Origin of the sequence: Chryseobacterium sp. RLHN22, assembly GCF_051011795.1 — a bacterium.
In the GTDB taxonomy this organism is placed as follows: domain Bacteria; phylum Bacteroidota; class Bacteroidia; order Flavobacteriales; family Weeksellaceae; genus Chryseobacterium; species Chryseobacterium zhengzhouense.
Genome location: NZ_JBPCHW010000010.1, coordinates 106433 through 133394, shown reverse-complemented (window position 1 = coordinate 133394; position 26962 = coordinate 106433). Strand labels below are relative to the sequence as shown.

Annotated in this window: 25 protein-coding genes; 15 read left to right on the top strand and 10 right to left on the bottom strand. The window is 34.9% G+C overall.

Annotation, left to right across the window (positions count from 1 at the left end):
• Positions 1-98: 98 nt before the first annotated feature.
• The 6 genes from ACR1PN_RS12015 (at position 99) to ACR1PN_RS11990 (ending at position 6688) form a co-directional block, all read left to right on the top strand.
• The gene (locus ACR1PN_RS12015; RefSeq protein WP_433980230.1) at positions 99-2714 is read left to right on the top strand and encodes a valine--tRNA ligase; all 2616 of its coding nucleotides are present in this window, start codon (positions 99-101) and stop codon (positions 2712-2714) included.
• 83 nt (positions 2715-2797) lie between these two features.
• On the top strand, positions 2798-3439 hold the full coding sequence (locus ACR1PN_RS12010; RefSeq protein WP_378183659.1) for a DUF4241 domain-containing protein: 642 nt from the start codon (positions 2798-2800) through the stop codon (positions 3437-3439).
• A gap of 55 nt (positions 3440-3494) precedes the next feature.
• The gene (locus ACR1PN_RS12005) at positions 3495-4382 is read left to right on the top strand and encodes a ribokinase (RefSeq protein ID WP_433980229.1); all 888 of its coding nucleotides are present in this window, start codon (positions 3495-3497) and stop codon (positions 4380-4382) included.
• Positions 4383-4473: 91 nt separating this feature from the next.
• Positions 4474-5310 (top strand): alpha/beta hydrolase family protein, encoded by an 837-nt coding sequence (locus ACR1PN_RS12000; protein ID WP_433980228.1) that lies wholly within the window; start codon positions 4474-4476, stop codon positions 5308-5310.
• 104 nt (positions 5311-5414) lie between these two features.
• Positions 5415-6059, top strand: coding sequence for an HD domain-containing protein (locus ACR1PN_RS11995; protein WP_433980227.1), 645 nt, complete (start codon positions 5415-5417; stop codon positions 6057-6059).
• A gap of 38 nt (positions 6060-6097) precedes the next feature.
• Positions 6098-6688 (top strand): hypothetical protein, encoded by a 591-nt coding sequence (locus ACR1PN_RS11990; RefSeq protein ID WP_433980226.1) that lies wholly within the window; start codon positions 6098-6100, stop codon positions 6686-6688.
• Between the two features lies 1 nt (position 6689).
• On the opposite strand, the gene ACR1PN_RS11985 is transcribed toward ACR1PN_RS11990, so the two are convergent.
• The 8 genes from ACR1PN_RS11985 to ACR1PN_RS11950 all read right to left on the bottom strand — a co-directional run bounded on the left by ACR1PN_RS11985 (position 6690) and on the right by ACR1PN_RS11950 (position 13045).
• Entirely contained in the window at positions 6690-7580 is an 891-nt protein-coding gene (locus ACR1PN_RS11985; protein WP_433980225.1) for a DUF72 domain-containing protein, read from the bottom strand.
• Positions 7581-7642: 62 nt separating this feature from the next.
• Entirely contained in the window at positions 7643-8044 is a 402-nt protein-coding gene (locus ACR1PN_RS11980; RefSeq protein ID WP_433980224.1) for an endonuclease domain-containing protein, read from the bottom strand.
• Positions 8045-8244: 200 nt separating this feature from the next.
• A complete protein-coding gene (locus ACR1PN_RS11975) occupies positions 8245-8445 on the bottom strand; it encodes a helix-turn-helix transcriptional regulator (protein ID WP_433980223.1) in 201 nt (66 codons plus the stop codon).
• Entirely contained in the window at positions 8442-8897 is a 456-nt protein-coding gene (locus ACR1PN_RS11970) for a hypothetical protein (protein WP_378179819.1), read from the bottom strand. The genes ACR1PN_RS11975 and ACR1PN_RS11970 overlap by 4 nt, the downstream gene beginning before the upstream one ends.
• A 413-nt stretch (positions 8898-9310) precedes the next feature.
• The gene (locus tag ACR1PN_RS11965; RefSeq protein WP_378179822.1) at positions 9311-10969 is read right to left on the bottom strand and encodes a ribonucleoside-diphosphate reductase subunit alpha; all 1659 of its coding nucleotides are present in this window, start codon (positions 10967-10969) and stop codon (positions 9311-9313) included.
• Between the two features lie 474 nt (positions 10970-11443).
• Complete coding sequence (locus ACR1PN_RS11960) at positions 11444-11740, bottom strand: hypothetical protein (RefSeq protein ID WP_433980222.1); 297 nt, start codon at positions 11738-11740, stop codon at positions 11444-11446.
• A 51-nt stretch (positions 11741-11791) separates the two neighbouring features.
• The gene (locus ACR1PN_RS11955) at positions 11792-12007 is read right to left on the bottom strand and encodes a hypothetical protein (RefSeq protein ID WP_433980221.1); all 216 of its coding nucleotides are present in this window, start codon (positions 12005-12007) and stop codon (positions 11792-11794) included.
• 63 nt (positions 12008-12070) lie between these two features.
• The gene (locus tag ACR1PN_RS11950; RefSeq protein ID WP_378179828.1) at positions 12071-13045 is read right to left on the bottom strand and encodes a ribonucleotide-diphosphate reductase subunit beta; all 975 of its coding nucleotides are present in this window, start codon (positions 13043-13045) and stop codon (positions 12071-12073) included.
• A 433-nt stretch (positions 13046-13478) separates the two neighbouring features.
• Between ACR1PN_RS11950 and ACR1PN_RS11945 the strand changes: the two genes are divergently transcribed.
• The 6 genes from ACR1PN_RS11945 (at position 13479) to ACR1PN_RS11920 (ending at position 20048) form a co-directional block, all read left to right on the top strand.
• Entirely contained in the window at positions 13479-14168 is a 690-nt protein-coding gene (locus ACR1PN_RS11945) for an ABC transporter ATP-binding protein (RefSeq protein WP_378179831.1), read from the top strand.
• Between the two features lie 98 nt (positions 14169-14266).
• Positions 14267-14617, top strand: coding sequence for a four helix bundle protein (locus ACR1PN_RS11940; protein WP_433980220.1), 351 nt, complete (start codon positions 14267-14269; stop codon positions 14615-14617).
• A gap of 125 nt (positions 14618-14742) precedes the next feature.
• On the top strand, positions 14743-15972 hold the full coding sequence (locus ACR1PN_RS11935; protein ID WP_378179834.1) for an ABC transporter permease: 1230 nt from the start codon (positions 14743-14745) through the stop codon (positions 15970-15972).
• A 116-nt stretch (positions 15973-16088) separates the two neighbouring features.
• Positions 16089-17357 (top strand): ABC transporter permease, encoded by a 1269-nt coding sequence (locus ACR1PN_RS11930; protein ID WP_378179838.1) that lies wholly within the window; start codon positions 16089-16091, stop codon positions 17355-17357.
• Positions 17358-18785, top strand: coding sequence for a hypothetical protein (locus ACR1PN_RS11925; RefSeq protein ID WP_433980219.1), 1428 nt, complete (start codon positions 17358-17360; stop codon positions 18783-18785).
• 66 nt (positions 18786-18851) lie between these two features.
• Positions 18852-20048 carry an efflux RND transporter periplasmic adaptor subunit gene (locus tag ACR1PN_RS11920; RefSeq protein ID WP_433980218.1) on the top strand — a complete coding sequence of 399 codons (1197 nt, stop codon included), beginning with the start codon at positions 18852-18854 and terminating at the stop codon, positions 20046-20048.
• Positions 20049-20155: 107 nt separating this feature from the next.
• Here the strand turns inward: ACR1PN_RS11920 and ACR1PN_RS11915 are convergent, their stop codons facing one another.
• Both ACR1PN_RS11915 and ACR1PN_RS11910 read right to left on the bottom strand, forming a co-directional pair.
• Positions 20156-21358: an IS256 family transposase gene (locus tag ACR1PN_RS11915; RefSeq protein ID WP_433980217.1), complete on the bottom strand. Its 1203-nt coding sequence runs from the start codon at positions 21356-21358 to the stop codon at positions 20156-20158.
• A gap of 170 nt (positions 21359-21528) precedes the next feature.
• Entirely contained in the window at positions 21529-21822 is a 294-nt protein-coding gene (locus tag ACR1PN_RS11910; protein WP_433980216.1) for a hypothetical protein, read from the bottom strand.
• Between the two features lie 254 nt (positions 21823-22076).
• Here ACR1PN_RS11910 and glyA point away from each other — a divergent pair, with 254 nt between their 5' ends.
• The 3 genes from glyA (at position 22077) to ACR1PN_RS11895 (ending at position 26961) form a co-directional block, all read left to right on the top strand.
• Positions 22077-23342, top strand: a complete 1266-nt coding sequence (gene glyA / locus ACR1PN_RS11905; RefSeq protein WP_433980215.1) for a serine hydroxymethyltransferase — start codon at positions 22077-22079, stop codon at positions 23340-23342.
• Between the two features lie 125 nt (positions 23343-23467).
• The gene (locus ACR1PN_RS11900; protein WP_433980214.1) at positions 23468-23935 is read left to right on the top strand and encodes a regulatory protein RecX; all 468 of its coding nucleotides are present in this window, start codon (positions 23468-23470) and stop codon (positions 23933-23935) included.
• A 74-nt stretch (positions 23936-24009) separates the two neighbouring features.
• A complete protein-coding gene (locus ACR1PN_RS11895) occupies positions 24010-26961 on the top strand; it encodes an FN3 associated domain-containing protein (protein ID WP_433980213.1) in 2952 nt (983 codons plus the stop codon).
• The last annotated feature ends 1 nt before the right edge of the window (position 26962 follow it).

The following is a 26962-nucleotide window of genomic DNA, read 5'->3' as shown; positions in this document are numbered from 1 at the left end:
AATTTTGAGAAACAAAGTTAAAAATTATTTTAATTCATACTTAAAATTTTTTTTCTTTAGACTATTTTTGCAAATTGTAAATTAAAGTAATAGAATTTATGCAGATTTCAGAAAAGTACAATCCACAGGAAACAGAACAAAAGTGGTACAATTACTGGTTGGAAAACAAATACTTCCACTCAGAGCCTAATGATAAGCCGCCTTATACTGTTGTAATTCCTCCGCCAAACGTTACGGGGATCTTGCACATGGGGCATATGCTTAACAATACCATTCAGGATGTTCTGGTCCGTCGTGCAAGAATGCAGGGCTTTAATGCTTGTTGGGTTCCGGGAACAGATCACGCTTCAATTGCTACTGAGGCTAAAGTTGTTGCTAAACTGAAATCAGAAGGAGTCAGCAAATCTGATATTACCCGCGAAGAATTCTTAAAACACGCCTGGGACTGGACTGATAAATACGGCGGAACGATTCTTGAGCAGTTGAAAAAACTAGGTTGTTCTTGCGATTGGGACAGAACCCGTTTCACCATGGAACCAAAACTTTCTCAGCAGGTGATCAAATCTTTTGTTGATCTTTACAATAAAGGATTGATTTACCGTGGTTACAGAATGGTCAACTGGGATCCGGAAGCGAAAACCAATATTTCCGACGAAGAAGTAATTTTTAAAGAACAAAACGGAAAATTATATTTCCTAAAATATAAAATCGAAGGTTCGGAAGAATTCCTTTCGGTAGCTACAACACGTCCTGAAACAATTTTCGGAGACACTGCGGTTTGTATCAATCCAAATGATGAGCGATACGCTCATTTAAAAGGTAAAAAAGTAATCGTACCGATCGTTGACAGAGTAATTCCGATCATCGAAGACGAATATGTTGACATTGAATTTGGAACAGGTGCATTGAAAATCACTCCGGCTCACGATATTAACGACTACGAAATCGGACAAAAACACAATCTTCAGATGATTGATGCTTTGGACGATGACGGAAATCTGAACGATTACGGTCTACATTATGCCGGAAAAAACAGATTTGAGGTAAGAAAGCAAATCGCCAAAGAATTAGAAGAAAAAGATCTTTTGTTGAAAGCAGAAGATTATGTAAATAAAGTAGGAACTTCGGAAAGAACAGGTGCGGTGATCGAGCCTAAAGTTTCTGTTCAGTGGTTCTTAAAAATGTCTGAATTGGGAAAACCGGCTTTGGATGTTGTAATGGATGATAAAGTTAAATTTTATCCTGAAAAGTTTAAAAATACTTACAAACATTGGATGGAAAACATCCGCGACTGGAATATTTCCCGTCAGCTTTGGTGGGGACAGCAAATTCCGGCGTATTATTACGGTGATGGAGAAAATGATTTTGTAGTTGCAGAGACCATCGAAGAAGCATTAGAACTTGCAAAACAAAAAACAAACAACGATCAACTAACAACAGACAACTTAAAACAAGACGAAGACGCTCTTGATACATGGTTTTCATCTTGGTTGTGGCCAATGTCTGTTTTCGACGGATTGCTTGATCCTGAAAACAAAGACATCAATTATTATTATCCAACATCTGACTTGGTAACTGGTCCGGATATTATTTTCTTCTGGGTAGCAAGAATGATCATGGCAGGATTGGAATACAGAAACGAAGTTCCGTTCAAAAATGTTTATTTCACAGGGATTGTAAGAGATAAGCAGAGAAGAAAGATGTCAAAATCTTTAGGAAATTCACCGGATCCGTTGGAACTGATGGATAAATATGGAGCAGATGGAGTTCGTGTAGGAATTTTATTAAGTTCTGCGGCAGGAAATGACCTTCTTTTTGATGAAGATTTGATGTTGCAGGGAAGAAATTTCATGTCTAAAATCTGGAGTGCATTCCGTTTGATCAATATGTGGAATCATGAAGATAAGCCAGCGAACTCAACAGAAATTCAGGCAATTGAATGGTTTGAAAATAAATTAAACAAAACTATTGCTGAAATTAATGATCAGTTTGAAAAATTCAGAATCTCGGATGCTTTACATTTGATCTATAAATTAATCTGGGATGATTTCTGTTCTTGGTATCTGGAAGCCATTAAACCGAATTATGGTGAAGGAATTTCTAAGGAAGTTTACAATAAAACAGTTGCTCTTTTTGAGGAATTAATGAAATTATTGCATCCATTCATGCCTTTCTTAACAGAGGAATTGTGGCAAACAATTTCGGAAAGAAATATTGAAGATGCATTAATTGTCGCGCAACAGAAAAAAGCAGAAGCATTCAACGAAGATATTATCAAAAACTTCGAAACGGCATCTGAAATTATTTCAGGTGTTAGAAATTACCGTCAGACAAAAGGTATTTCTCCAAAAGAAGTGGTTGAAGTTTATACCAATGCTTCAGAATTTGCAAACGAATCGGTAATTAAAAAATTAGCCAATGTTTCAGAAATTCATTTCGGAACAAAAACAGATAAGCCAAGCTTTACGTTCCTGGTAGGTGCAACGGAAATTTCAATTCCTTTAAGTGAAAACTTAGATTTAGGAGAAGAAAAAATAAAGACAGAAGAAGAATTAAAATATTTAAAAGGATTCTTGATTTCTGTGGATAAGAAATTATCAAACGAAAAATTTGTTGCCAACGCAAAGCCGGAAGTTGTAGAAGTTGAGCGTAAAAAGCAAAAAGATGCGCTTGAGAAAATTGCGATTTTGGAAGAGAAGCTAAAAACATTGTAGGATGTCGGAAGCTGGATGTCGGATGATTTTAAAGTCATCATAAAAACATCCAGCTTCTATCATCAAACACCCAGCAAAAAATAATGACACATTTAGAAAATATACAAAAACTTTTCTCTAAAGACTTTGTAGAAAGCCCGTTATTGGAGAGTTTTGAAGTCGGAAAAATTTATCTTTCGACCGGAAAACTGGTTGCTTGTGATCCTTTGATCACCAATGATATGCAGCCGTTTTCTACTGAATTTCCAAAAGGAGATTTTCAGGTTTTGCTTCACAAAGAAAGAGAAAGCAATTGTGTTGCGTATGCTGAAATTGTTTTCAGCAATGCAAAAATTTCCTCATGGAAACTGGCAACGACAGACAATCAAAATATAAAAGAACTTTCTGAAGGCGAAGTTTTCGGTTATCCTGTAGAAAGCGGAATGGGGTGTTTTATGGATCTTCAGACTCAAGAACAGCTTAATCTTTTAGAACAAAAACTTTTCCAGAGAAAAGGAGATGATTTCATGGGAATTTACGAGGAATTTTTTCATGAACATTTTTTTGATGAAAACGGTGCGATTGATCAGTTTGCATTCTTAAAACCAAACGAAGAAAACCCCGGGAATATTTTCGCTTTCGAAACTGGTTACGGAGAAGGCTTTTACGCAAGTTATATAGGATTTGATGAGAAAAATAATCCGGTAAAAATAATTACTGAATTTATTGAAATATTAGTCAGCTAAAATTGCTTACATTTAGTCGGTAGTAATTTTATTGATAAGATTAACGATTTAAGTTATGAATTTTTCCTCAGAACATCCAAAAATTGTGGTCGTAGGCAGTTGTACACTGGATCTGGTATTGTATACCGACAAAATTCCTGGATGCAATGAAACGGTAATAGCAAAACATTCTGAAAACTATTTTGGAGGGAAAGGTGCTAATCAGGCGGTAGGAACGGCAAGATTGGGAGCGAGTGTTTACTTTATAGGCTGTGTCGGGATTGATCCTCTGGGACAGCAAATTATGCGTAATCTTGTAAACGAAAATGTAAATGTAGGTTTTGTTTATGAAACCGATCAGCAGTCCACTGCAATAGCATATGTGACAAGCTGTGGCGAAGATTTTTCAATTGTTGCAGACCCGGGTTCCAACAAAATGATAACTTCAAAACAGGTGGATGATGCAGAAAAGTATATTCATGCGTCAGATCTTGTTCTTTTACAGTTAGAAATTCCAATGGAGGTTGTTGAGTACACGGTAAAAAAAGCGAAAGATTTAGGAAAATTGGTTGGGCTGTATGCTTCGCCAGGAACGAAAATTAACAATGAACTTCTTGATCGTGTCGATTTTATTATCGCTAAATCGAATGAACTTTCAATTATCTTTGGAGAAGATCAAAGAGAAGAAATTCTTAAAAAATATTTCAATAAGCTTTTTGTACGGGACGAAACCAATTCTACCATTTATTTTGATGGTACCGAAATGAAATATTTCCGGAATGAAAACGAAAGCATGGTTTATAAAATGGGAATGGGAGATGCTTTTACTTCAGGTTTTGCGGTTGCTTTGTGTCATAAAAATACAATTGAAGACTGCGTGAAGTTCGGGAATTTGGTTTCTTCAAAAGTTTCCTTAGGAAAAGGAGCCCAATCGGCTCTTCCTTATTTAAAAGATTTGATGTAAACTTTATTTAATGCATATTGAAAAGTCTTAAAACAGATAATTTATACTATTAAAAAGTCCACATTTGATGTGGATTTTTTTATTGTTAATCATGGAGAAATTAATACTGACGACCAAAAATCAAGCTCAGCTTACGGCACATCTTTTTAAACCTGAAAAACCGAACGGCAAAATTATTCTCATTAATTCTGCAACAGGTGTAAAGCAACAGGTTTACTTTTCTTTTGCTCAGTTTTTTGCTGAAAACGGATTTACGGTTATTACGTATGATTATCGTGGAATCGGACTTTCGAAACCACTCAAAATGCGAAATTTTAAAGCTTCTATGAGAACCTGGGGAAGTGAAGATTTTACAACCGTCACAAAGTTTATCATTGAAAATTATTCTGATTATCAAAAATTTTGTCTCGGGCATTCAGTCGGTGCTTTAATACTGGGAATGAATGAGTATTCTAAAATATTTGAAAAATTTATATTCGTAGCCACTCAAAATGCATTTATCGGAAACCTTAAATGGAAAACCAAGCTGGAAGCATTTTTTGGTTTCGGATTGGCTCAGCCATTTTTTACGGAGCTATTTGGCTATTTTCCGGCACATTGGTTCGGATTAGGAGAAAGTCTTCCAAAAAATTGCGCTTATGACTGGAGAACCTTAATTTTGAACCGGAAATCCACCGGGAAATTATTGCTTAAAACAAATGATTATTCCAAAGAATTGAATCAGAAAGTTTTTGTTGTTTACGCTGAAGATGATGTTTGGTTGACGGAAAAAGGAGTGAAAAGTCTTCTTAATGATATTTATCCTAATCTCAAACCTGATTATAAATTTTTGTATACTTCTGAATCGGAAAAAGGAGAAATTGGGCACGTCAATTTTTTCAGAAGTTATAATAAAAAACTTTGGAATATTATTTTAAATGAAATTTGAACTTAAGCATTCAAAATTTCTCCTTTGTAGGGGTGTCAAAAATTCCAAAGGAATTTTTGACGGGGTGGTTTAAAAATAATTTATATTAAAAATTAAATTCAAAAATGAACAACATCGTAGAAAACACAATACAATTCGTAAAAGAAAAACTGGAAGGAGCAGAGGCAGGGCACGATTGGTTTCACATTGAAAGAGTCTGGAAACTTTCAAAAAAAATTGCTCAGACTGAAAAGTGCAATTTGGAGGTTGTTGAACTTTCAGCGTTGCTGCATGATATTGCAGATCCGAAATTCCATAATGGAGATGAAACTTTAGCCCTAAAAATTTCAAGAGAATTTTTAGAAAGCCAAAATGTTGAAGATGGAATTATTCATCAGGTTCTGTTTGTGATTCAGAATATTTCGTTTAAAAATAGAGGAGAGGCCCCCAAAGATCTACCAATCGAATTGAAAATTGTTCAGGATGCCGACAGAATTGATGCGATTGGAGCCATAGGAGTGGCAAGAACATTCAATTTCGGAGGTTTTAAAAATAATCTGATGTACCATCCGGATATTGAACCAAAACTCAATATGTCAAAAGAAGAATACAAAAAATCAAACGGAACAACCATCAATCATTTCTACGAAAAACTTTTGCTGCTGAAAGATTTAATGAATACCAATGAAGGCAAAAAAATAGCCGAAGAAAGGCATCAGTTTATGCTGACTTTCCTCGACCAGTTCTACAAAGAATGGAATGTGGATTAAGGTTCAGATAGATTCTGCGAAATAAGTATCTTTGCGGTATGGGATTTATCATTTTTGTTATTTTTCTGTCGTTGGTTTTATCGCTTCTTTTTTCAAAGCTGAAAAGAGGTAAATTGGGTCAGCTGGCTAAAATGTTTCGTATTGCAAGTGTTGTCTTTGCGGTTTCCATATTTACATACTGGTTTATTCAAAAATCGGTTGTTGGGATTGTCAATAATTCGCTGTCTTTGCAGGTGATTAATAAGCTTCCGCAGCCATTAGATTTTTATGTGATTAACACCAATAATCTTGATAAAAATACTCCTTTAGAAACTAAGCATATCGGAAAAATCCGTCCCGAATATTACAGGATAGAATATCTGAAGATGGATAAATCTGATGAATATTGGATTGCTGGATATTTAGGTAAAAAAAATCTCGTCTATTTTTCACAGCATTCTGTTCCCAATAAAAATATGGACCAAATGATTGAAGTTCAGAATTACATCAACCAAAGCGAAAAACTTTCAGGAATTGCCAAAAAAGAAGTCGATGCTTACAATTACGAAAATATGCTGATGGGAATTTGGGTGACGCTTTGTTTTCTTTTATTGTTCCTGAATTTCGTTTTGTTGGTAAGAAAAAAATAATCTAAAATAGGCTCGGCATATTTTCCTGTCCCATTTTCGGGATAAGAAGATCTGTTTTCCATTCTTTATTTAAATTTTCAATAAAATAGGCTGAAAGAAGCGGTGATGCTTTTTCAATATTCTGGTGAACGAAGAAATAAAGATTCTGAAGACCTTCTTTTTTCCATGCTGTAAGATGTTTCAACCAGTCGTCCAGTCTTTCGTAATCGCTTTCTGCATTGGCCCCAACGTAACGGATAAATGCATTCGGAGTTGTCAGTCTCATGTGGAGCATATCTCTTCTTCCGGCTGTATCGACGATAATATTGGTGATATTGTTTTCTTCAAACAACGTGCATGTTTTGTCTAAAATTTCTTCATCTGTAAACCATTCCGTATTTCTGAGCTCAATGGCTAAAGGAACTTCTTTTGGCCATTTATTGATAAACTGTTCCAGCCTTTCGTAGTCTTTGGGTTTAAAATTATCATGAAGCTGCAGGAAAACCATTCCCAGTTTTTCATCAAAATTCAAAACTGCGGTGGCAAATTGAGTCACGACATCATCGATGTTTAAAAGTCTTCTAAAATGTGAAACTGTATTGGTGATTTTCGGGAAAAATTTAAAATTAGGTGGTGTTTTTTCTTTCCATGTTAAAACCTGTTCTGAAGTTGGCATTCCGTAGAACGTTGCGTTTAATTCAATTGAATTGAACTGCGTTGCGTAATAAGTCAACTCATCCTTTGTTCCTTTCGGATAAAAGCCTTTTAAATCGGTTTTATTCCATTTTGCACAGCCAATTGAAATATTTTCAAGCCCTTTTTTATTTTGCTTTAAAATTTCTTTCGTTCTTGAATGGTCTTGTGGTAATGTAAAATCTATTTGCGAAGGGTCTTCTACTTGTCCGAATTTCATTTGACTTAGGTTTAGAAATTAAAAGTACTAAATTTAATTAGATTGATAAAGTTTTTCTTCTTTTATTGAGGTGCAACTTCGTCGATTTTAAGAGTAATTTTGGCAATCACATCTTCTAAATTCTCCTGAACTTCTTCATTGGTAAATCTAATGAGTTGCAAATCGTTACTCTCTAAAATTTGAGTACGCTCTAAATCTTTTTCTATCTGTTCCGGAAGATGATGATATTCTCCATCAATTTCTATGATTAATTTTAATTGATGACAATAAAAATCAGCAATAAATAAACTGATTGGATGTTGTCTTCTGAATTTATATCCTTTTAATTGATTATTTCTGAGTCTTTCCCATAATATTTTCTCAGCTTCTGTTTCATTTTTTCTTAACGCTTGAGCTTTTAAAAATGAACTCGAAGGTGCGCCTTTCCACATACCTTCTTGATAATTGGGTTTAAATTTTTTCATTTTTTATGTTTTTATAAAGATAAAAATTTCCTTTCAAAAATCTTACCCCGACCCTAAAGGGAGGATTTTTGAAAGGAGATTACAGTTTGATGAGAGAATTTATTTTGTAAACCCAATCTAAATTAGAAATTTGCTCCCTTTAGGGTAGGGGAAACAAATTTCGACAGACAAATCATTGTTAAATAGATTTATAAATGTTTTCAGTCTCCTTCCTCCAGTTCAAAAATTTCTTCTACTTTTTTGCCAAAACATTTTGCAATTTTTAAAGCTAAAACAGTTGACGGAACATATTTTCCTGCTTCCATGGCATTAATGGTTTGTCTTGAAACACCGATTTTTTTGGCTAAATCTTCCTGAGTAAAACTTTTTAAAGCTCTTTGTATTTTAATGGTGTTTTTCATTTTTTAAGCAGTAAGTAATTAAATCTGAAAACATATAAAACCAATGGCAAAAACATAATCAGGATCATGATAGTGAAAAACAAAGTTCCAAATACTGTTAAAAATAAAACTAAAACAATAGAGTAGGTTACAATCAGACTCCAGAAAACAGATTTTAGTCTTAAACTAGAAATATATTCATCTTCAATTTTTTCTTTAGAACATCCGATTAAAATTCCGCCAATGATAATGAGAATTCCAAAAAGATTAGGAAAGAAATTTATTTCTGTATTTTTAAACATTCCTGAGTCTTCATTACTCAAAGGAAATCCTGAATTATAAAATACGGGCAAAGAGATTTCCGGAAAATTTAAAATATTAGAAAGCGATAATAACCCCAGAATCAATGACGGGACAAAAATAAACCAGCCTAATTTTTTGTAACGGTTTGGGAAAAGTTGTAATGTATTCATGTTTGTAATTTTTAATAAAACAAATGTAAAGAATATTTTACAATTTGTAAAATTTATTTTACTTTTTGTTATTAGCTTTTAGAAATACGTTTTTATTTTATACTAATAACAGATCAAGTTAACGCCATATTTGTCATTCCGTAGGAATCTCGACGTACTAGAAATAAAGCTATTTAGATTCTTTCAGAATGACAAACTGTGTGAATATTCAATTCAAAAAGTAATCATCAAAATGTATATTTATTAAATACCCGATCTCCGCTGAATTTACGCCCTTGCGAACTAAAAATATTCAAACATGAAAAAAAGAAACTTTGCGGACTTTGCGTTTAAAACAAAAAAACCGCAGAAAGAATTTCTACGGTTTAATATACTCACAGCCCAAGTTGGACTCTTTTTACTTGGCTCTTATTCTAAGCTTCGCAAGCTGAACAAGTCACAAAATTCACCATCATTTCCTTAGAAACAGACGAACTTCTTTGGTAATACAAAGTTTTCACACCTTTCTTCCAAGCTTCGATGTAAAGATAGTTTACATCTTTTACAGGCATTGTTGAAGGAATCTGCAAGTTCAGAGACTGGGCCTGGTCGATGTATTGCTGTCTCTGTGCCGCCTGAGAAATAATCTCCATCGGAGAAATTTCTTTGAAGGTTTTAAATACAGCTTTTTCTTCGTCTGTCAATTCATTGATGTGTTGTACAGAACCATGATTCAGCATAATTGTTCTCCATGTTTCTTCATTGTCAAGACCTTTTTCTTCTAATAATTTAGCAAGATATTTATTCTTACGCATGAAATTTCCTTTTGCCAGACCAGCTTTGTAATAGTTCGAGGCAAACGGCTCAATTCCCGGAGAAGTCTGTCCTAAAATTGCAGAACTTGAAGTGGTAGGAGCAATCGCCATTGTTGTGGTATTACGGATTCCATAGCCTTTTAACAATTCCGGTTCTCCGTAGATATTTGCCAATTCTCTTGTAGCCTGGTCTGCCTGTTCTTTAATTCTTCTGAAAGCTCTTGCATTGAACTGAGTCGCTTCAAAACTTTCAAACGGAATCATGTTTTTCTGAAGATAAGAATGGTAACCTAAAACTCCCAAACCAAGCGCTCTGTGACGCATTGCGAAATTTCTTGCTCCCTGAAGGTAGTAATTTCCTTCTGTTTTTTCTATAAATTCAGATAAAACGGCGTCAAGGAAGTAGATAGCTAATTTTACAGCATCCGTATCTTTCCACTCGTCGTACAATTCTAAGTTCATTGATGAAAGACAGCAGATGAAAGACTCTTCTCTTGTCGACGGAAGCATGATTTCCGAGCAAAGATTACTTGCATTTACCGTTAATCCTAAATCTTTATAAACCTGTGGCTTGTTTCTGTTAACGTTATCGGTAAAGAAAATATAAGGAAGACCTTTTTGCTGACGGCTTTCCAAAACTCTTGCCCAGATTTTACGTTTGTCCATATCTCCATCAATCATGTCCTGCATCCAGTAATCAGGAACGCAAATTCCTGTAAACAGGTTCTGAATCGGGCTTCCGATATCTTTGATGGATAAAAATTCTTCAATATCTCCGTGGTCAATATCCAGATAAGCCGCAAAAGCACCTCTTCTTACGCCACCTTGAGAAACCACATCCATTGCAGTATCAAAAAGCTTCATGAAAGAAACCGCTCCTGAAGATTTTCCGTTGTCGGTAACGGCAGTTCCTCTGTTACGAAGTTCCCCGAAATATCCTGAAGTTCCGCCTCCGATTTTTGTCTGCATGATGACTTCGCCCATTTTATGGGTAATCCCTTCGATACTGTCTGGAATATGTACGTTGAAACAAGAGATTGGAAGACCTCTCTGTGTTCCCATATTGGCCCAAACCGGAGAAGAAAAACTGATCCATCCTTTCGTAATCATCTCTTTGAAAGCAGGCTGTAATTCAGGTTTGTATAGTCTTTTTGCTGCGGCAGTGGTAATTCTGTCGATCGCACCGTCTACGGTTTCGCCCTTTAAAAGGTAACCTCTGTTCAACATTTGCTCAGATTCTTCGTTGAGCCACCAGATATTTGTATTTTGTTCTTCCATATTCATCTATATTGTAAAATGTACGTTGTACATTGATTTTTTATATTTTAAGAGCTTCACGTTTTGTGCTTCTCTTCAATTTTCTACCTGCTTTCGCTACTCGCTTTTTTCTTTTGCAAAGAAAAAAAGCTCAGACATACCGCTCAATCAGGGCTAAAACAACGGTTTGTTTTCTTTACACTTTGTCAAAGTTGAAAATCTTTGACAAAGTTTTTAATTGCTTCTTCAAATCATACTTTTCAACTCGGGCAGTCCTTTTAAGTTTTGGCTAAAGCCAATGAATTTTCTTTTATTTAAAACGGGCTAAAGCCCGTTTCTATTGAATTTTCCAGTTTGTCATTGACTACGCCGAATCTTCGATTTCCGAGGAACGAGGAATCTCAATTTTGTTTGTGAGATGTTTCGACTCCACTCAGCATGACATCTCTAATGCTAACTGTTTCGACGCTCGCTTCGCTCGCGCCTCTATTTTATTTATTCAACTCCAACTGACTGTAAAATTTCTACTTTATGAGAATCATTCAATCCGCTTTCGTCTCTTAATCTCTGAAATTCTTTAAAGGACGGAATATTTAAAACCATATTCTGCACTTCTTCGTTTTCATAACTTGAAAAATGAACAAATGTAACACCGTCTTCTTTTACAAAAACTTTATACTCAAATTTTGATTGGTCTAAAGTTTTAAAGTCATTCAAAAACTTTTGAATGTTGTTCTTATTTTCAGAAACAAACTCAGATTTTACGGTATAAGTTACGATTACGTTAATCATTTTTTTATATATTTCGTGACTGCAGAAAACAAAAAAATAGATGATATATATTTAACTGTAAGAATTTAAAAATTCTATTGTTTTGTTATTAATCCCAGTACAAGATACATCTCCTGTTGTTTCTGTAATTAAAATTTGTTCATCCTTACCAACGTATTTTGATAAAATATTATTTATATCTATTCCTAATGATGATGAAGTTATAAACCAAGTGTTTGGAAAAACCTCAATGAAATTATTGGAAAGTTTTTTTATATGATTTTCCAACTCAATATTTTTTTTGAAAATTTCAGAATAATATGAAATAAAAAAGACTCCCATAATTACAAATTAAAACAGATCATTCGCAGTAATACTCTTATCATGCTTCGTGTAATCCACCGGTCTTTTTGCAAAGAAATCATCCATAGAGTTGGCAAAAACTTCTTCTTCAAACCACATTAGCGGACGGTATTGTTCAGGAGAAATATTATATCTCGGAGCCATGTTGATTTTCTTCAAACTGTCGTCAACACGATATTTCATAAAGTTGATTAAATCTTCTTTCGAGAATTTGTCAAGCTCACCCAATTCGAAAATCCAGCTAAGGATTTCGCCTTCCAATTCTACAGACTGGTCTACCAAAGTATAAATATCTTCGATGTCAGAATCTGTTAAAAGATTGGGTTGCTCTTCACGGATTTTATTAATCAGATAAATTCCTCCGTTGGCGTGAATCTGCTCATCAACTGAAGTCCAGGCAATGATGTTCGAAACATTTTTCATGTATCCTTTAAATCTTGTAAACGAAAGGATGATGGCAAACTGAGAGAACAAAGACACGTTTTCAATCAGAATACTGAACAAAAGAAGTGATGAAACATACTCTTTCGGCGTTGCAGAATTAGCGTGCTTCAAAACATTTGATAAAAATTCAATTCTCTTTTTTAGAGCAGGAACTTCCACAACGTGCGTAAATTCTTCATTATAGCCCAAAACTTCTAGCAAACGAGAATACGCTTCCGAATGACGGAACTCACATTCTGCAAAAGTTGCTCCCAAACCATTCAGTTCAGGCTTTGGAAGGTGGTTGTAAAGATTTCCCCAGAAAGATTTTACAGAAACTTCGATTTGAGCAATGGCCAAAAGCGCATTTTTTACTGCATTTTTTTCGTGCGGCTCAAGCTGAGAATGAAAATCCTGAACATCAGCCGTGAAATCTACTTCCGAATGTACCCAAAACGATTTGTTGATCGCTTCTACAAACTGTAGAACTTCAGGATACTCAAATGGCTTATAACTTACTCTTTTATCGAAAATTCCCATATTGTAATTTTTATGTCTTTTGTTTTTGTAAAAAATAGAATTCTGTAAATACTACCAATAGTTTGGTAAGTATTTGATTTTTTGAAAGTTAATAAAATGAATTTTTGATATTGATCCACAATTATTTTCCCCCATAATCTACCTACAAAGTTAGAAAATGAACACTGATTTTGAAAGGGGTAAACACTAATTGACTGGCTTTTAACTGTAAAAGTTTTCCACATTTACATGAAACTCCCTTTGCTATTGGATTAGAGGAACTTAACCAATAAAATTGATTTACTAATGCATATTTCGGTTAAACACTTTTTTTTATTTAGTTGAATTTCAATTAATAATATATTAAACAAATAAAAAATAAAAGATTTTTCTCATCTTGTAACAAAATGATATTTCAGGCTACTTATCAATCATAAAAAACATCCAAAGCTTAATGTTAGTAATTCAGGATTTACATAAATCATACGATACAGGGAAGAGTAAACTACACGTTCTCAAAGGAATTAACCTCAATATTTCTGAGGGTGAATTTGTCTCTATTATGGGAAGTTCGGGTTCCGGGAAATCAACTTTGCTGAATATTATTGGGATTCTGGATGAGAAAGATTCCGGGGTGTATGAACTTGACGGAATTCCTATCGAACACTTAAATGAAGTAAAAGCTGCCGAATACCGTTCGAAGTTTTTAGGATTCGTTTTCCAGTCGTTTAATCTGATTGGATATAAAACCGCAATAGAAAATGTTGCGCTTCCTTTATATTATCAAAACGTTTCGAGAAAAGAAAGGAATCAAAAAGCTTTAGAATATCTTGAAAAAGTTGGTTTAGCACAATGGGCAAACCATTTACCCAACGAACTTTCCGGTGGACAAAAACAGAGAGTTGCCATCGCAAGAGCCTTAATAACCGACCCAAAAGTAGTTCTCGCCGATGAACCAACCGGAGCGTTAGATTCAAAAACGACACATGATATTATGAAACTGCTTCAGGATATCAATAACGAAGGAAAAACCATCATCGTCGTAACCCACGAAAATGATGTCGCAGCACAAACGAAAAGAAACGTAGTTCTCCGCGACGGAATTATCGAGAGTGATGAGTTTATAAAGCAGATTGTTTTATAAAGGTGAATTGTGAATGGTCAATTTTTGCTTCGCAAGTGAATTTTTAAAAATTGATTTAATAAATTATAAAAACACAAATAAATTTAAATTGAAAAAAAATGTTTTTAAGTCTAAATCATTATAAACTCGATGTCTATAAATCGGCAAGAGAGTTAAGATTAGAATGCTATAAAGTATTGAAAAAACTTCCTTCTGAGGAAAAATTTAATTTGATAGATCAGATAAGAAGAGCTTCAACATCAGTAGTTCTAAATATAACAGAAGGCTGTTCAAGAAAATCGGAAAATGAAAGAAAAAGATATTTTGAAATAGCAAGAGGATCAGTAATAGAATTAGATTCTTGCTTTGATATTATTTTTGAATCTGAATATCTTAGCTTACTAGATTTAGAAAAAGCAGGAGCTAAATTAAAAACAACATTTATTCTTTTGAGTGGAATGTTGAAATAATGAATTGTAAATAGTCAATTGTGAATTTGAATAAGGCAAAAATTGACATTAAAGATAATTGACTTGCGAAGCAAAATTCACTGCAAAGCAAATTGACTTTTTTACAAAGTAAAAAAACAAAAAATATGTTTGACCTAGATCGTTGGCAGGAAATATTCAGTTCGATTCGCAGTAATGTATTGCGGACGGTGCTTTCGGGCTTTACCGTCGCATTGGGACTGTTCATTTTTATTGTTCTTTTCGGAATTGGAAAAGGATTGCAGAATGCCTTTACTGAAGGATTTGCGAGAGATGCTCAAAACTTGATTACCATTGTGACCGGTAAAACTACCATTGCTTACAACGGTTTGCAGTCTGACCGACAGGTTACGATGAACAATGATGATTACGATTTTTTGGTTAATGCAGATAAAGAAAAGGTGGGTTATGCAAGTCCGAGATATACAGCCAGTCTTTTGGTAAAGTATGGAAAGGAGAGCGGAAATTATCAAATCAATGGTGCAGTGCCCGATGAGAAATTTATTGAAAACAGAAAGCTTTTGGACGGAAGATATCTTTCACCAAACGATTTGAAAAATAAACAACAGGTTGCTGTAATCGGTAGAATGGTACAGCGTGATTTAATAAAAAACGGAAATCCTGTTGGAAAAGATATTGATATCAACGGAACGATGTTCAAAGTAGTCGGGGTATTTTCGGATGATGGCGGTGACTGGGATGAAAGGCATATTTCTGTACCCATTTCTACATTGCAGCAGATGAAAAAAGGTTCAGATACAGTAAGTACAGCCTATATCGCTTATGACGAAAAATTAACACCCGATCAAGCTATAAAATACGGAGACGAACTAAAAGAGAAACTAAAATCCAGAAAAAGTGTATCGCCGGATGATGAAAATGGCGTCCGTGTCTGGAACAATGCCCAGAATATGAGTGATACTTTTGTTTTTATGGCAGTTTTAACGGCTATTGTGGGATTTATCGGTCTGGGAACTTTGCTGGCTGGAATTATCGGAATCAGCAACATCATGGTTTATATTGTAAAAGAAAGAACCAAAGAAATTGGCGTACGAAAAGCCATCGGAGCCAAACCGGGAAGTATTGTCGGATTGATCGTTCAGGAAAGTGTTGTGATTACTGTAGTTTCAGGTTTAGTAGGTGTAGGAATCGGAATTTTAACACTGCATCTGATTGGTGACAGTCTCGAAACGTACTTTATAAAAAATCCGAGTGTTGGAACTACGGAAATTATAATGGCATTTATAGCATTGGTTTTTTCAGGCTTAATCGCCGGATTTGTTCCTGCGTACAGAGCTTCGAAAATTAAACCGATCGAGGCGTTGAGAACGGAATAGTTGTATAGTGAATGGTGAGTGGTCAATTTTGCTTCGCAAGTGAATTTTTAAAGAATTAAATTCACAATTGACTCGAAGAAATTGACAATTCACATTGAAAATAATTGACATTAAAGATGAATATTTTATTTAGCAAAGATACATGGCAGGAAATTTATTATTCTCTCCGGAATAATAAGCTTCGTACCTTTCTCACCATGATTGGAGTGGGATGGGGAATGTTCCTATATGTAAGCCTTCTCGGCGCTGCAAAAGGAATGGAAAACGGTTTCGATAAGCTGTTTTCGGGTTTTGCTACCAATACCATTTTTCTATGGGCGCAAAACACTTCGATTCCTTACGATGGTTTTCCTAAAGGAAGAGAGATGGATTTACGTCTTTCGGATATCGAATTGTTGGAAAGAAAAGTTCCACAGGTTGATTATATTTCACCTCAAAACTCAAGAGGGAATTTTGGAAGTGCCGGTGAACAAATGTCCAGAAACGGGAAATATGCAACCTACACTTTAACGGGAGATTCACCAATTGGAAATAAAATTTCAGAGAAAAAACTGATTTTCGGACGATATCTCAATGATGCCGATATGTCGCAGAATAAAAATGTGGCAGTCATTGGTGAAGAGATTTACAAGAATTTTTTTGATGCTAAAAAGAAAGAAAATCCATTAGGGAAATCAATCAACGTAAAAGGTGTTTTCTTTAATGTGATTGGTGTTTTCAGGGTGAAAAGAGGCGGTCCGATGGAGAATGACCGTACGGTTTATATTCCGCTTTCTTCGTTTACAAGATTATTTAATAAGGCAGATAAAGTTGATGTTTTCTCTGTAGTAAGTAAACCTGATGCTGAAGTGAGTGATGTTGAAGTTAAAATTAAAGACGTTTTAAAAGCAAAAAATAAAGTTTCACCTGATGATACGAATGCTTTCGGAAGTTTTAATTTGGGTAAAGAATTTAAAAAGTTAACAGGTTTCTTAGATGGAATGCAGCTCCTTACCATTATTGTAGGAACTTTAACGATTCTTGCCGGAGTTATTGCTATTTCAAACATCCTTTTAATTACGGTAAAAGAAAGAACCAAAGAAATTGGAATCCGAAGAGCTTTAGGCGCTAAACCCTCTGAAGTGCGTAATCAGATTTTGCTGGAAAGTGTTGTGATTACGCTTTCATCCGGACTTTTAGGATTTATGTTCGGGATTATGTTGCTCATGGGATTAGATATGGCGACGCAGGGACAGGATGAATTTCCTTTCTATAATCCTACAGTTAACTACGGAAATGTTTTTAGTGCTATGATGATAATGGTGATTCTGGGGTTAATTATCGGGATGATTCCTGCGCAGAGAGCGGTGAAAATACGTCCGATTGAAGCATTAAGAACTGAATAAATGATGAAAAAAGTTTTTCTAATTCTCATTATTTTCTGCTTTGGTATTGCTGATGCACAGAAAAACGATTTCTTTATTTTTAAGGAAAGCGAAGTGTACAGTCTTTTCAATTTCATGGAGACTGCTGCTAAAAAGCAGGGTACTTCGTCGAATTACATGCAGTATATTGACTCTAAATTATCCGGGGATAAGGATTTTCAGAAACTGGCCAATGAGTTTAAGTCACTCGATTTTAATGAAGGAATTGTAAGACAGGATTATCCTAAAGGAAGAAATTACAGAAAAAGTTACCTGACATTATTGATTGTACAGTCATTAAAGTCAAAAGATTTAAGCGATTTTAATGAAAGAATTACCGGGCTTCTTCCCGTTAATGAGCAAGTGAAGATGCTGAATGTTTTAAAAAATGCTCAGCCTTACTTCAGAAAATATGTCTGGAATGACAACGAATTAAAGATAAAAAAGCAGATTACTGAACTTAAGAAATATAAAGATTTGAGTTCTCAGATGTTTGTCAAATTTAATAAGTTTTATAAATCTTCATGGGAGCAGGAAATTCCGTTTTATGTAACATTGTATCCTATTCCCGGGAAAAGTGGAAGTACAGTTTCAACACCGCATGGAAATGCTTTATGCATCGGAACTTTAACGGATGCGAATGACATTGAAGGAACTTTGAGTGTAACGATGCACGAAATGTGTCACATTCTTTATCAGGAACAAAGCCGTGAAGTTCAGCTTGAGCAGGAAAAATATTTTAATGAAAACCCTTCGCAATATTCAAAGCTTGCGTATTCTTATTTTAACGAAGCGGTTGCAACAGCTTTAGGAAACGGTTATGCATGGAAAATTTTGCAGAAAGGGCTTTTGGATAAAGGGGAATGGTATAATAACCCGACCATTAACCTTTTCGCCAAAGCAATTTATCCGATGACAGAGAAGTATCTTGATGAAAATAAATCTATTGATAAAAATTTTATAGATGAGGCCATAAAAAAGTTCAGCGAAACATTTCCTGATTCTATTTATGAGTACAATCAGAATTTTAATACGGTAAATATTTTCACAGACGATATCGACGGGAATTATATTTTCGATCAGTTCTTTGAATATTTTGATGCAAACAATGTTGGGGTAAGCAGCCCTATGAAAAATATTTCTCAGAGTCCGAAACTTTTAGCAGATACCTCATCTTTTATCATCATTTTAGATAAAGAGCAGAAAGAATATTTGGAAGAATTAAAAACGGTTTTTCCTGAAATTAAAAATGTCAATTATGATAAATCTACTCAGAATATTAGTTTTCTGGATGCAAAAGGCAGAATGATTGTTTTGCTTTTCATTAATAAAAAAGAAGATTTAAAAGCGGCGATGGAAAAGCTTTCGAAACATCAAAAAATAGATAAAAATAAACTCGTTCAATATTAAAATAAACTAGACATGTGAAATCATAAGTGAGATTACATATGACCATAAAAAAATAAAAAATTACATATGAAAAAGAAGTTCAGCTGGAAAAAAGCAATTTACATTATTCTCGGAATTATTTTTGTAGGCGTGCTTGTGATGGGAATCAGTTATCTGGTAAAATCAAACACAAAGCAGACTGAAGCATTCCTGACAAGAAAGCCGACCATTCAGAATATGGAAGATAAGGTAATGGCAACCGGAAAAATTGTTCCTAAGGAAGAAATCGAAATTAAACCCAATATTGCAGGAATTATCGATAAAATTCTGGTAGATGAAGGTGATAAAGTAGAAGCCGGACAATTAATTGCAACGGTAAGAATCGTTCCGAATATTGCTGAGGTAAATAATGCGACGCAAAATGTTCAGAATGCACAGCTTCAAATTAATAATGCGAAAGCAAACGTTTCGAATATGCAGACTCAATTTGCGATGTCTGAAAAATTATTCAAACAAGGTGTAATTTCAAAACAGGAATATTTAACGTCACAGCAACAATTATACACGCAGCAACAGGCTTTGAAAAATGCTAACCAACAATTGGTGACAGCACAAAAAACTTTGCAGATTGCGAAAACGGGAGCAATTCCTGAATTACAAGGTTTGGCAACGACTCAGATTCGTTCTAAAGCTTCAGGAACTGTTCTTGAAGTTCCGGTAAAAGTAGGAAGTCAGGTAATTGAGGCCAACTCTTTCAATGCAGGAACAACAATTTGTTCGATTGCAGATTTGAATTCATTGATTTTTCAGGGAGAAATTGATGAAGCTCAAGCCGGAAAATTGAAGCAGGGAATGGAAATGAAAATCGTTATTGGTGCTCTTCAGAATAAAACTTTTCCGGGTACGCTCACGATGATTGCACCAAAAGGAAAAGACGAAAACGGAACCATCAAATTCCCTGTAGAAGGTGATGTGAAAAACCCGAATAATGAATACATTAGAGCTGGATTTTCTGCGAATGGTGAAATTGTTTTAAAGTCAGAAAAAAATGCGTTGCTTTTGGACGAATCTTTAATTCAATACGAAAAGAAAAACGGAAAAGACGTTCCTTTTGTTGAGGTAAAACAGAAAGACGGAAAATTCAAAAAAGTAAATGTGAAACTGGGCGCAAGTGACGGAATCAATGTACAGATTCTTTCAGGAATTGATAAAAACGCTGAAGTGAAAGTATGGAACCCTTCTGATAAAGATAAAGAAGAGCTACAAGAAAAGGCGAAGAAATAACTTCGTCTCATAATAATTAAAAAGTCCCGAAATGTCGGGACTTTTTGTTTTATGTTTTAGGACACTCTCCCATAAAGTGTGTAAGTTAAAAAGTGAGGGCTTGGATTTTATAATCTGAGCCTTTCTTCAAAAATAAGCATAAATTGGTTGAGAACAATACCCCAATTCTGGATTGGCATCGACCATTTTTTTGTGGCTTCTTTCAAAGCAAGGTAAACAGATTTCAGCACAGCATCATCGGTAGGAAAAGACATTTTGTTTTTGGTGTATTTTCGGATTTTGCCGTTGAGATTCTCGATTAAATTGGTGGTGTAAATGATTTTACGGATTTCTAAAGGAAACTCAAAAAATACGGTTAATTCATCCCAATTATCCCTCCAGGATTTGATGGCGTAGGAATATTTGTCTTCCCATTTTTCTGCAAAATCCCTTAGAGCAGCTTCTGCTGCTTGTTTTGTTGGCGCGGTGTAAATATGCTTCATATCAGCAGAGAACTCTTTTCTGTCCTTCCAGACCACATATTTACAGGCATTTCTGATCTGGTGAACCACACAGATCTGGGTTTGAGATTCAGGAAAAACCGAACGGATCGTCTGGGTAAATCCGTTCAGATTATCTGTTGCCGTAATGAGGATATCTTCCACGCCACGAGCTTTGAGATCCGTTAAAACACTCATCCAGAAGCTCGAACTTTCATTCTTACCAAGCCACATTCCAAGAACTTCTTTTTTTCCTTCCCGATTTAATCCTACTGCCAAATAGATGGTTTTGTTAATGACCTTGGAGTTTTCACGAACCTTGAATACGATTCCGTCCATCCAGACAATTAAATACAAATCTTCTAAGGGACGGTTTTGCCAGCTCACCACTTCGGTGGCAACGGCATTGGTAATTCTGGAAATGGCAGAGGAAGATATTTCAAAATCGTATAATTCTTTAATCTGCTCTTCGATATCGCCCACACTCATACCTTTGGCGTAGAATGAGATAATAATATTCTCCAAACCTTCAATGATGTTATGCCTTTTTGGAACTAATACAGGTTCAAAACTACTTGCCCTGTCTCTAGGAACTTTGATTTCACTCTCTCCAAAAGAGGATTTTATTTTCTTGGTTCCATGTCCGTTGCGATAGTTCCCTTCTTTGGTTTTTTCATGTTTTTCATTGTCCAAATGAGCATCAAGTTCTGCTTCCAGCATATGCTCAACGGCACGTTTGTGCATATGTTTGAAGAAAGTGGTTAAATCTTCTCCATTTTTAAAGGACTTATAGAAATCCTTGTTGTTTAATAATTCTTCTTTGTCGATCATAACTATATAGGTTAAAAATAATAAAAAGTTATTTCCGAAAAATTTTTTGAGCTGTAAGGGGCTCAAAATTTTCCAGAATAACTTTTAACTTACACAGTTAGTGAGACACTACCTCATAAATTAAAAAGTCCCGAAATATCGGGGCTTTTTGTTTTATGTTTTAGATTTAATTAGCTCAAAAACTTTATTTCTTTATCCTTAAATTTATTTTTCGATACTATTTTATTCATGGTAACCAGCATTTTTTTACGGAGTTTAGCCAGTTTTCTGATGTTCTTATCTTCACTGTAATCAAAGATGCTGTCTTTGAAGCTGAAAGTATCACCATCTTTAAACTCAATATTGTTTTTCTTCATTTCTCCAAACAACATCAGATTGGTCATGCTTTCCAAAATATAATGTTCAGAGTTTTCTAAAGATTTTAAAGTGTTAAGTAATTGTTTTTTGTATTTTTTCTTTCCCATAATTCAGACAATTTTTTCTTTTAGATCAATGCAAATATAAATTTTTCAACAAGACTATAATTCATACTGTTCAAAATTTGTTCCTATTCTAATATTTAACTTTAAAAAATATTCGTTTCAATATTAAAGAAGATTCTTTAAATGCTCATGAAATCTAATAGGAGAATTCAATTATAAATTAATAAGCTGATTGATAATAAATAATCTTAGGAAATTCCGTATTTTTGGGCTTGAAATTTAAAATCTATAAGTAAATGGACATTATTTTTGACCTTATCGAAAAAGAAAGAGAAAGACAGTCTCACGGATTAGAGCTTATTGCTTCAGAAAATTTTGTTTCTGAAAATGTAATGAAAGCGATGGGAAGTGTATTGACCAATAAATATGCAGAAGGATACCCTGGGAAAAGATATTACGGAGGTTGTGAAGTAGTAGATGAGGTTGAAACGTTGGCGATCGAAAGAGCAAAACAGCTTTTCGGAGTTGATTATGTAAATGTTCAGCCACATTCTGGCTCTCAGGCGAATGCTGCAATTTATCTGGCAGTTTTAAAACCGGGAGATAAAATCATGGGAATGGATCTTTCAATGGGAGGTCACCTTACGCATGGTTCTGCAGTAAACTTTTCAGGAATCCAATACGATGTGGTTTCTTACGGAGTACAGCAGGAAACTGGTTTGATTGATTATGATCAAATGAGAGAAGTGGCTTTAAGAGAAAGACCAAAAATGTTGATCGCAGGTTTTTCTGCCTATTCAAGAGATTTGGATTATGCTAAATTCAGAGAAGTTGCAGACGAAATCGGTGCTACACTTTGGGCAGATATTGCACATCCTGCAGGTTTGGTGGCAAAAGGATTATTAAATTCTCCATTCGAGCATTGCCATGTTGTAACAACTACAACTCATAAGACGTTAAGAGGTCCAAGAGGTGGAATGATCATGATGGGGAAAGATTTTGAAAATACATACGGTCACAAAACTCCGAAAGGAGAAATCAAAATGATGAGCCAGGTTTTGGATGGTGCTGTTTTCCCGGGAATCCAGGGTGGACCGTTGGAACACGTGATTGCTGGTAAAGCTGTTGCATTTGGTGAAGCAATTGATGACCAATTCTTAACGTATGCAAAACAGGTGAAATCTAATGCCCAGGCTTTGGCAAAAGCAATGATCAGCAACGGATTTGATATTGTAAGTGGCGGAACAGACAATCACCTGATGTTGGTAGACCTTAGAAATAAAGGCGTTAACGGAAAAGAAACTGAGAAAGCTTTGGTAAAAGCCGATATTACTTGTAATAAAAATATGGTTCCGTTTGATGATAAATCTCCATTCACAACTTCGGGGATCAGATTAGGAACTGCGGCAATCACGACAAGAGGTCTTAAAGAAAATGATATGGAAACTATTGCAGAATTAATTTCTGAAGTAGTAGACAACATCAAAAATGAAGAAGTAATTGCTGATGTTAGAAAAAAAGTAAACGGTTTAATGGAAGGCAAGGCTTTATTCAATTACTAATAAATAATTGTTAGCTTTTCAATAAATAAAACAAAAGGAGGTGCAAATATTTTGCGCCTCCTTTTGCAAATTGTAATTTTGACTATCAACTATCAACTATCAACTATCAACTATCAACTTAAAAAATGAATTCCGATAAAAAACTGTTCACATTTGAAGAAATAAAACAGAAACTGGTCAACTATTGCGTGTATCAGGATCGCTGCCATGCAGAAGTAGAGCAAAAAATGCGGGAGTTTGTTTTGATCCCTGAAGCGAAAGAAGAAATTCTTTTGTATTTAATGAAAGAAAATTATCTGAATGAAGAGCGTTTTACCCGAAGCTACATTCGTGGAAAATTTTATATAAAAAATTGGGGAAAAACTAAAATAAAGATGCATTTAAAACAAAAAGGCATTACAGAAAAACTAATCTCTACCTGTTTTGATGAAATCGACGAAAAAGATTATTTAAACATAATAAATAAGATTTACGAAAATTATATAGGTAAATCGATAGGATTACAGAATTATCAAAAAAAATCAAAAACTATTAAATATCTTCTAAGTAGAGGCTTTGAATATGACTCTATTTTGCGAGTAATTGAAAATTAACATATATGTAATTTTAACATTCATTGGCATTATTTAAAAAAAGTTTAGATTTGTCAGGCGAAAAAATTATTTATATGAATTTAAAATTACAAAGTAAATCAAGGACGATATATGCGTTTTTGATGGCTCTCTTCTCGGTCTGGGGATGGGGGCAAAATCTAGTTTATAGCTTAGATTTGGCAAATCAGAGTTCTGCTTTTGGAACCGCAAACACTTATGGTTCAAAATCGGGAACGGTAAGTGGGGTAACTTGGTATGCAAATGCGGCATCTTGTCAATCAAGCAATATTGTTTGGTTAGGTACTAATAATGCTACAAACTACAATAGTTTGACAAAGCTTAATGCTGGCATCAACAACAGAGGTGCGGCAATTGCCTCAGCATTAGGTATTCAGACTACCGCGTCTGGTTATTATGCATTGGTGGGAGCAAATGCGATAAGCAATGTAGGTTCTATAAAAGTTAAAGCAAGTGCTACTGGTGGAACTGCCCCAGCAACACTTTGGTGTTTATATACAACGGATGGAGGTTCAACATATAATATTTTAGGTTCTGTATCTAGTCCGGGTGCAGTTGAGCAAAATTTTACACCAACTTCAGCGATTGCTAGTGCTCAATATGCATTTGTTTTTTATTCAACGAGTGCCGGGACGTATAGAGCGCCTTATTTTGAATTCTATGAGGGCGCAGTAACTCAAACTGCTAATCCTAGTATTGTTGCAACAGGAACCCCAAATGGTGTTGATACATATTGGAATACGGCAAGTATTAATTTGTCAAGTGCAAGTTCAGGAGCTTCAATTTATTACACAACAGATGGTACAACTCCTACTATCTCTTCTACACAATATACTGCTCCATTCCAAATAAATGCTACTTCAGAAATTAAAGCTATTGCAATAGCACCTCCACTGACTGTAAGTACTGTTACTACGAAACAAATTATAATTACAAATCCTGCAACTGCAACAATACCTTATAGTCAAGCATTTAATAATACTTTAGGAGATTGGATGAATTACAAAGAATCAGGAAGTGCTGGTTATATAGGATGGACAACGTCAGCCAATGGTGCAGAAAGTAACGGGTATCAATTAGGGACTGCTAAAGCTTGGTTGATTTCTCCGAAATTTACAGGTGTACAGACAAATTCGCTTTTATCTTTTAATTATGCATCTCAATATGAGGGTGATGATTTAAAAATAATGTATTCTACAAATTATGCTGGGTACGGAGATCCAGCTGCTGCAACTTGGGCTAATCTTACAACAATTGCAGAAGCTTCCGGAACAGCTGTTTCTACGGGAAATTTAACGAATTTTGCAGTGCCAACATCTGGAAATGTACATATTGCATTTGTTTATGAAGATGCAAGTACAGGAGGTTGGGCTATGTGGAGAGTGAGCAATTTTTCTCTAAGTACACCAGTTCAGACAAATACAGTCTGGAATGGAACAGCATGGTCAAATGGTATTCCCTCTGCAACAATTGATGCGGTTATTTCCAGTAATTATGCTGGAAGTGGTTTTACTGCACAAAATATAACAATTGATCCAACGTATACACTTACCATCAATAGCGGACAAACAATTACGGCAGAAAATGTAATCAACAATGGTAGCATTATTGTAAACGATGGCGGGAATTTTATTCAGACTGTAGGCGGGGCATATACAGCCGGAACAGGGGCGTCATTTGTTGCAAACAGAAACAGTGCAAGTGTTGCGGATAAATATGTATTCTGGTCTTCTCCTGTTGCAGATCAAAATATTTTCAAAGCTTATACTGATGTTGTTGGCGGAACTGCTCCACAATATGTTATGACTTACAATACAGGAACAAATTATTATGATCAGGTAGCTAATGCGGATGCTAATTTTACATCAAATGCAGGTAAAGGGTATTCAGTAAAAGTACCTCAGCTAAATGCAGCTTTAGCTTTTGGAGGGATTTCAAAAGTTCCTAATAACGGATCGGTTGATGTTACTCTAAGTACTTCAGGTAACGGATTTAATTTAGTAGGAAATCCTTATCCTTCAAATATAAATCTTACAGATTTTTATACTGCGAACAGTACGGTGATTGAACCTACTCTATGGTTCTGGGACAATACTACCGGAAATGTAATAACACAGAACGGGAATACGGCTGTAAATATTGGTTATGCCACATTCAACGGGCCATCCGGTACTTGGACGGAAGCTCCGAATACAGCATCCGGCGCAGGATATAATAGTGCAGCACTTAACGCTATTGGGGCGTTTGCAAAGACGGGCCAGGGATTTATTGTGAAAGCAACGGCTGCGGGACCAGTTACATTTACCAATGCAATTCGTACATCTAATTCAGCTGTTACATTAAATAAAAATGTAAATACCAATTCAGGTAAGTTCTGGATTAAACTAACAACGTCTTACGGAAATACTGTTACCCAGGCAATCACGTACAGTCAGGGAGCTTCAGATGCTTATGATGTATATGACTCTAAAGCAATGGGTATGGGTTCTGATGCGTTCTACAGTTTAGCTGGATCTGAAAAATTAGTAATTCAGGGTAGGTCATCTTTCCATACTGATGATGTTGTTCAGCTAGGAAACAAACATTTTGAAAACGGAAACTTTACCATCTCTTTATCTCATAAAGAAGGCCTGTTTGTAAATGGTCAGGAGATTTATTTACATGATAAACAAACAGGAACTTATACAAACCTTCAGGCTGGAGCATATAGCTTCTCAGCTAATGCGGGAGATTTCACAAACAGATTTGAAATCGTGTATAAACTAAATGTATTATCTATCAACGAAACTGAAAAAGGGATTTTTGAAGTTTACAGAAATGGTGAAGATTTTGTGGTAAGAAATAATAAAAATATTCAGTCAGTTGAAATTTTTGATGCAGCAGGAAGAAAGATTCAGCAAATTACCTCAAATTCGAAATCAGTAACTGTAGAGGTGCCTGCTAAAGGTATGTATATCCTAAAAGCAATTTCTGAAGGTAAAGAATATACTCAAAAAATAATTAAATAAA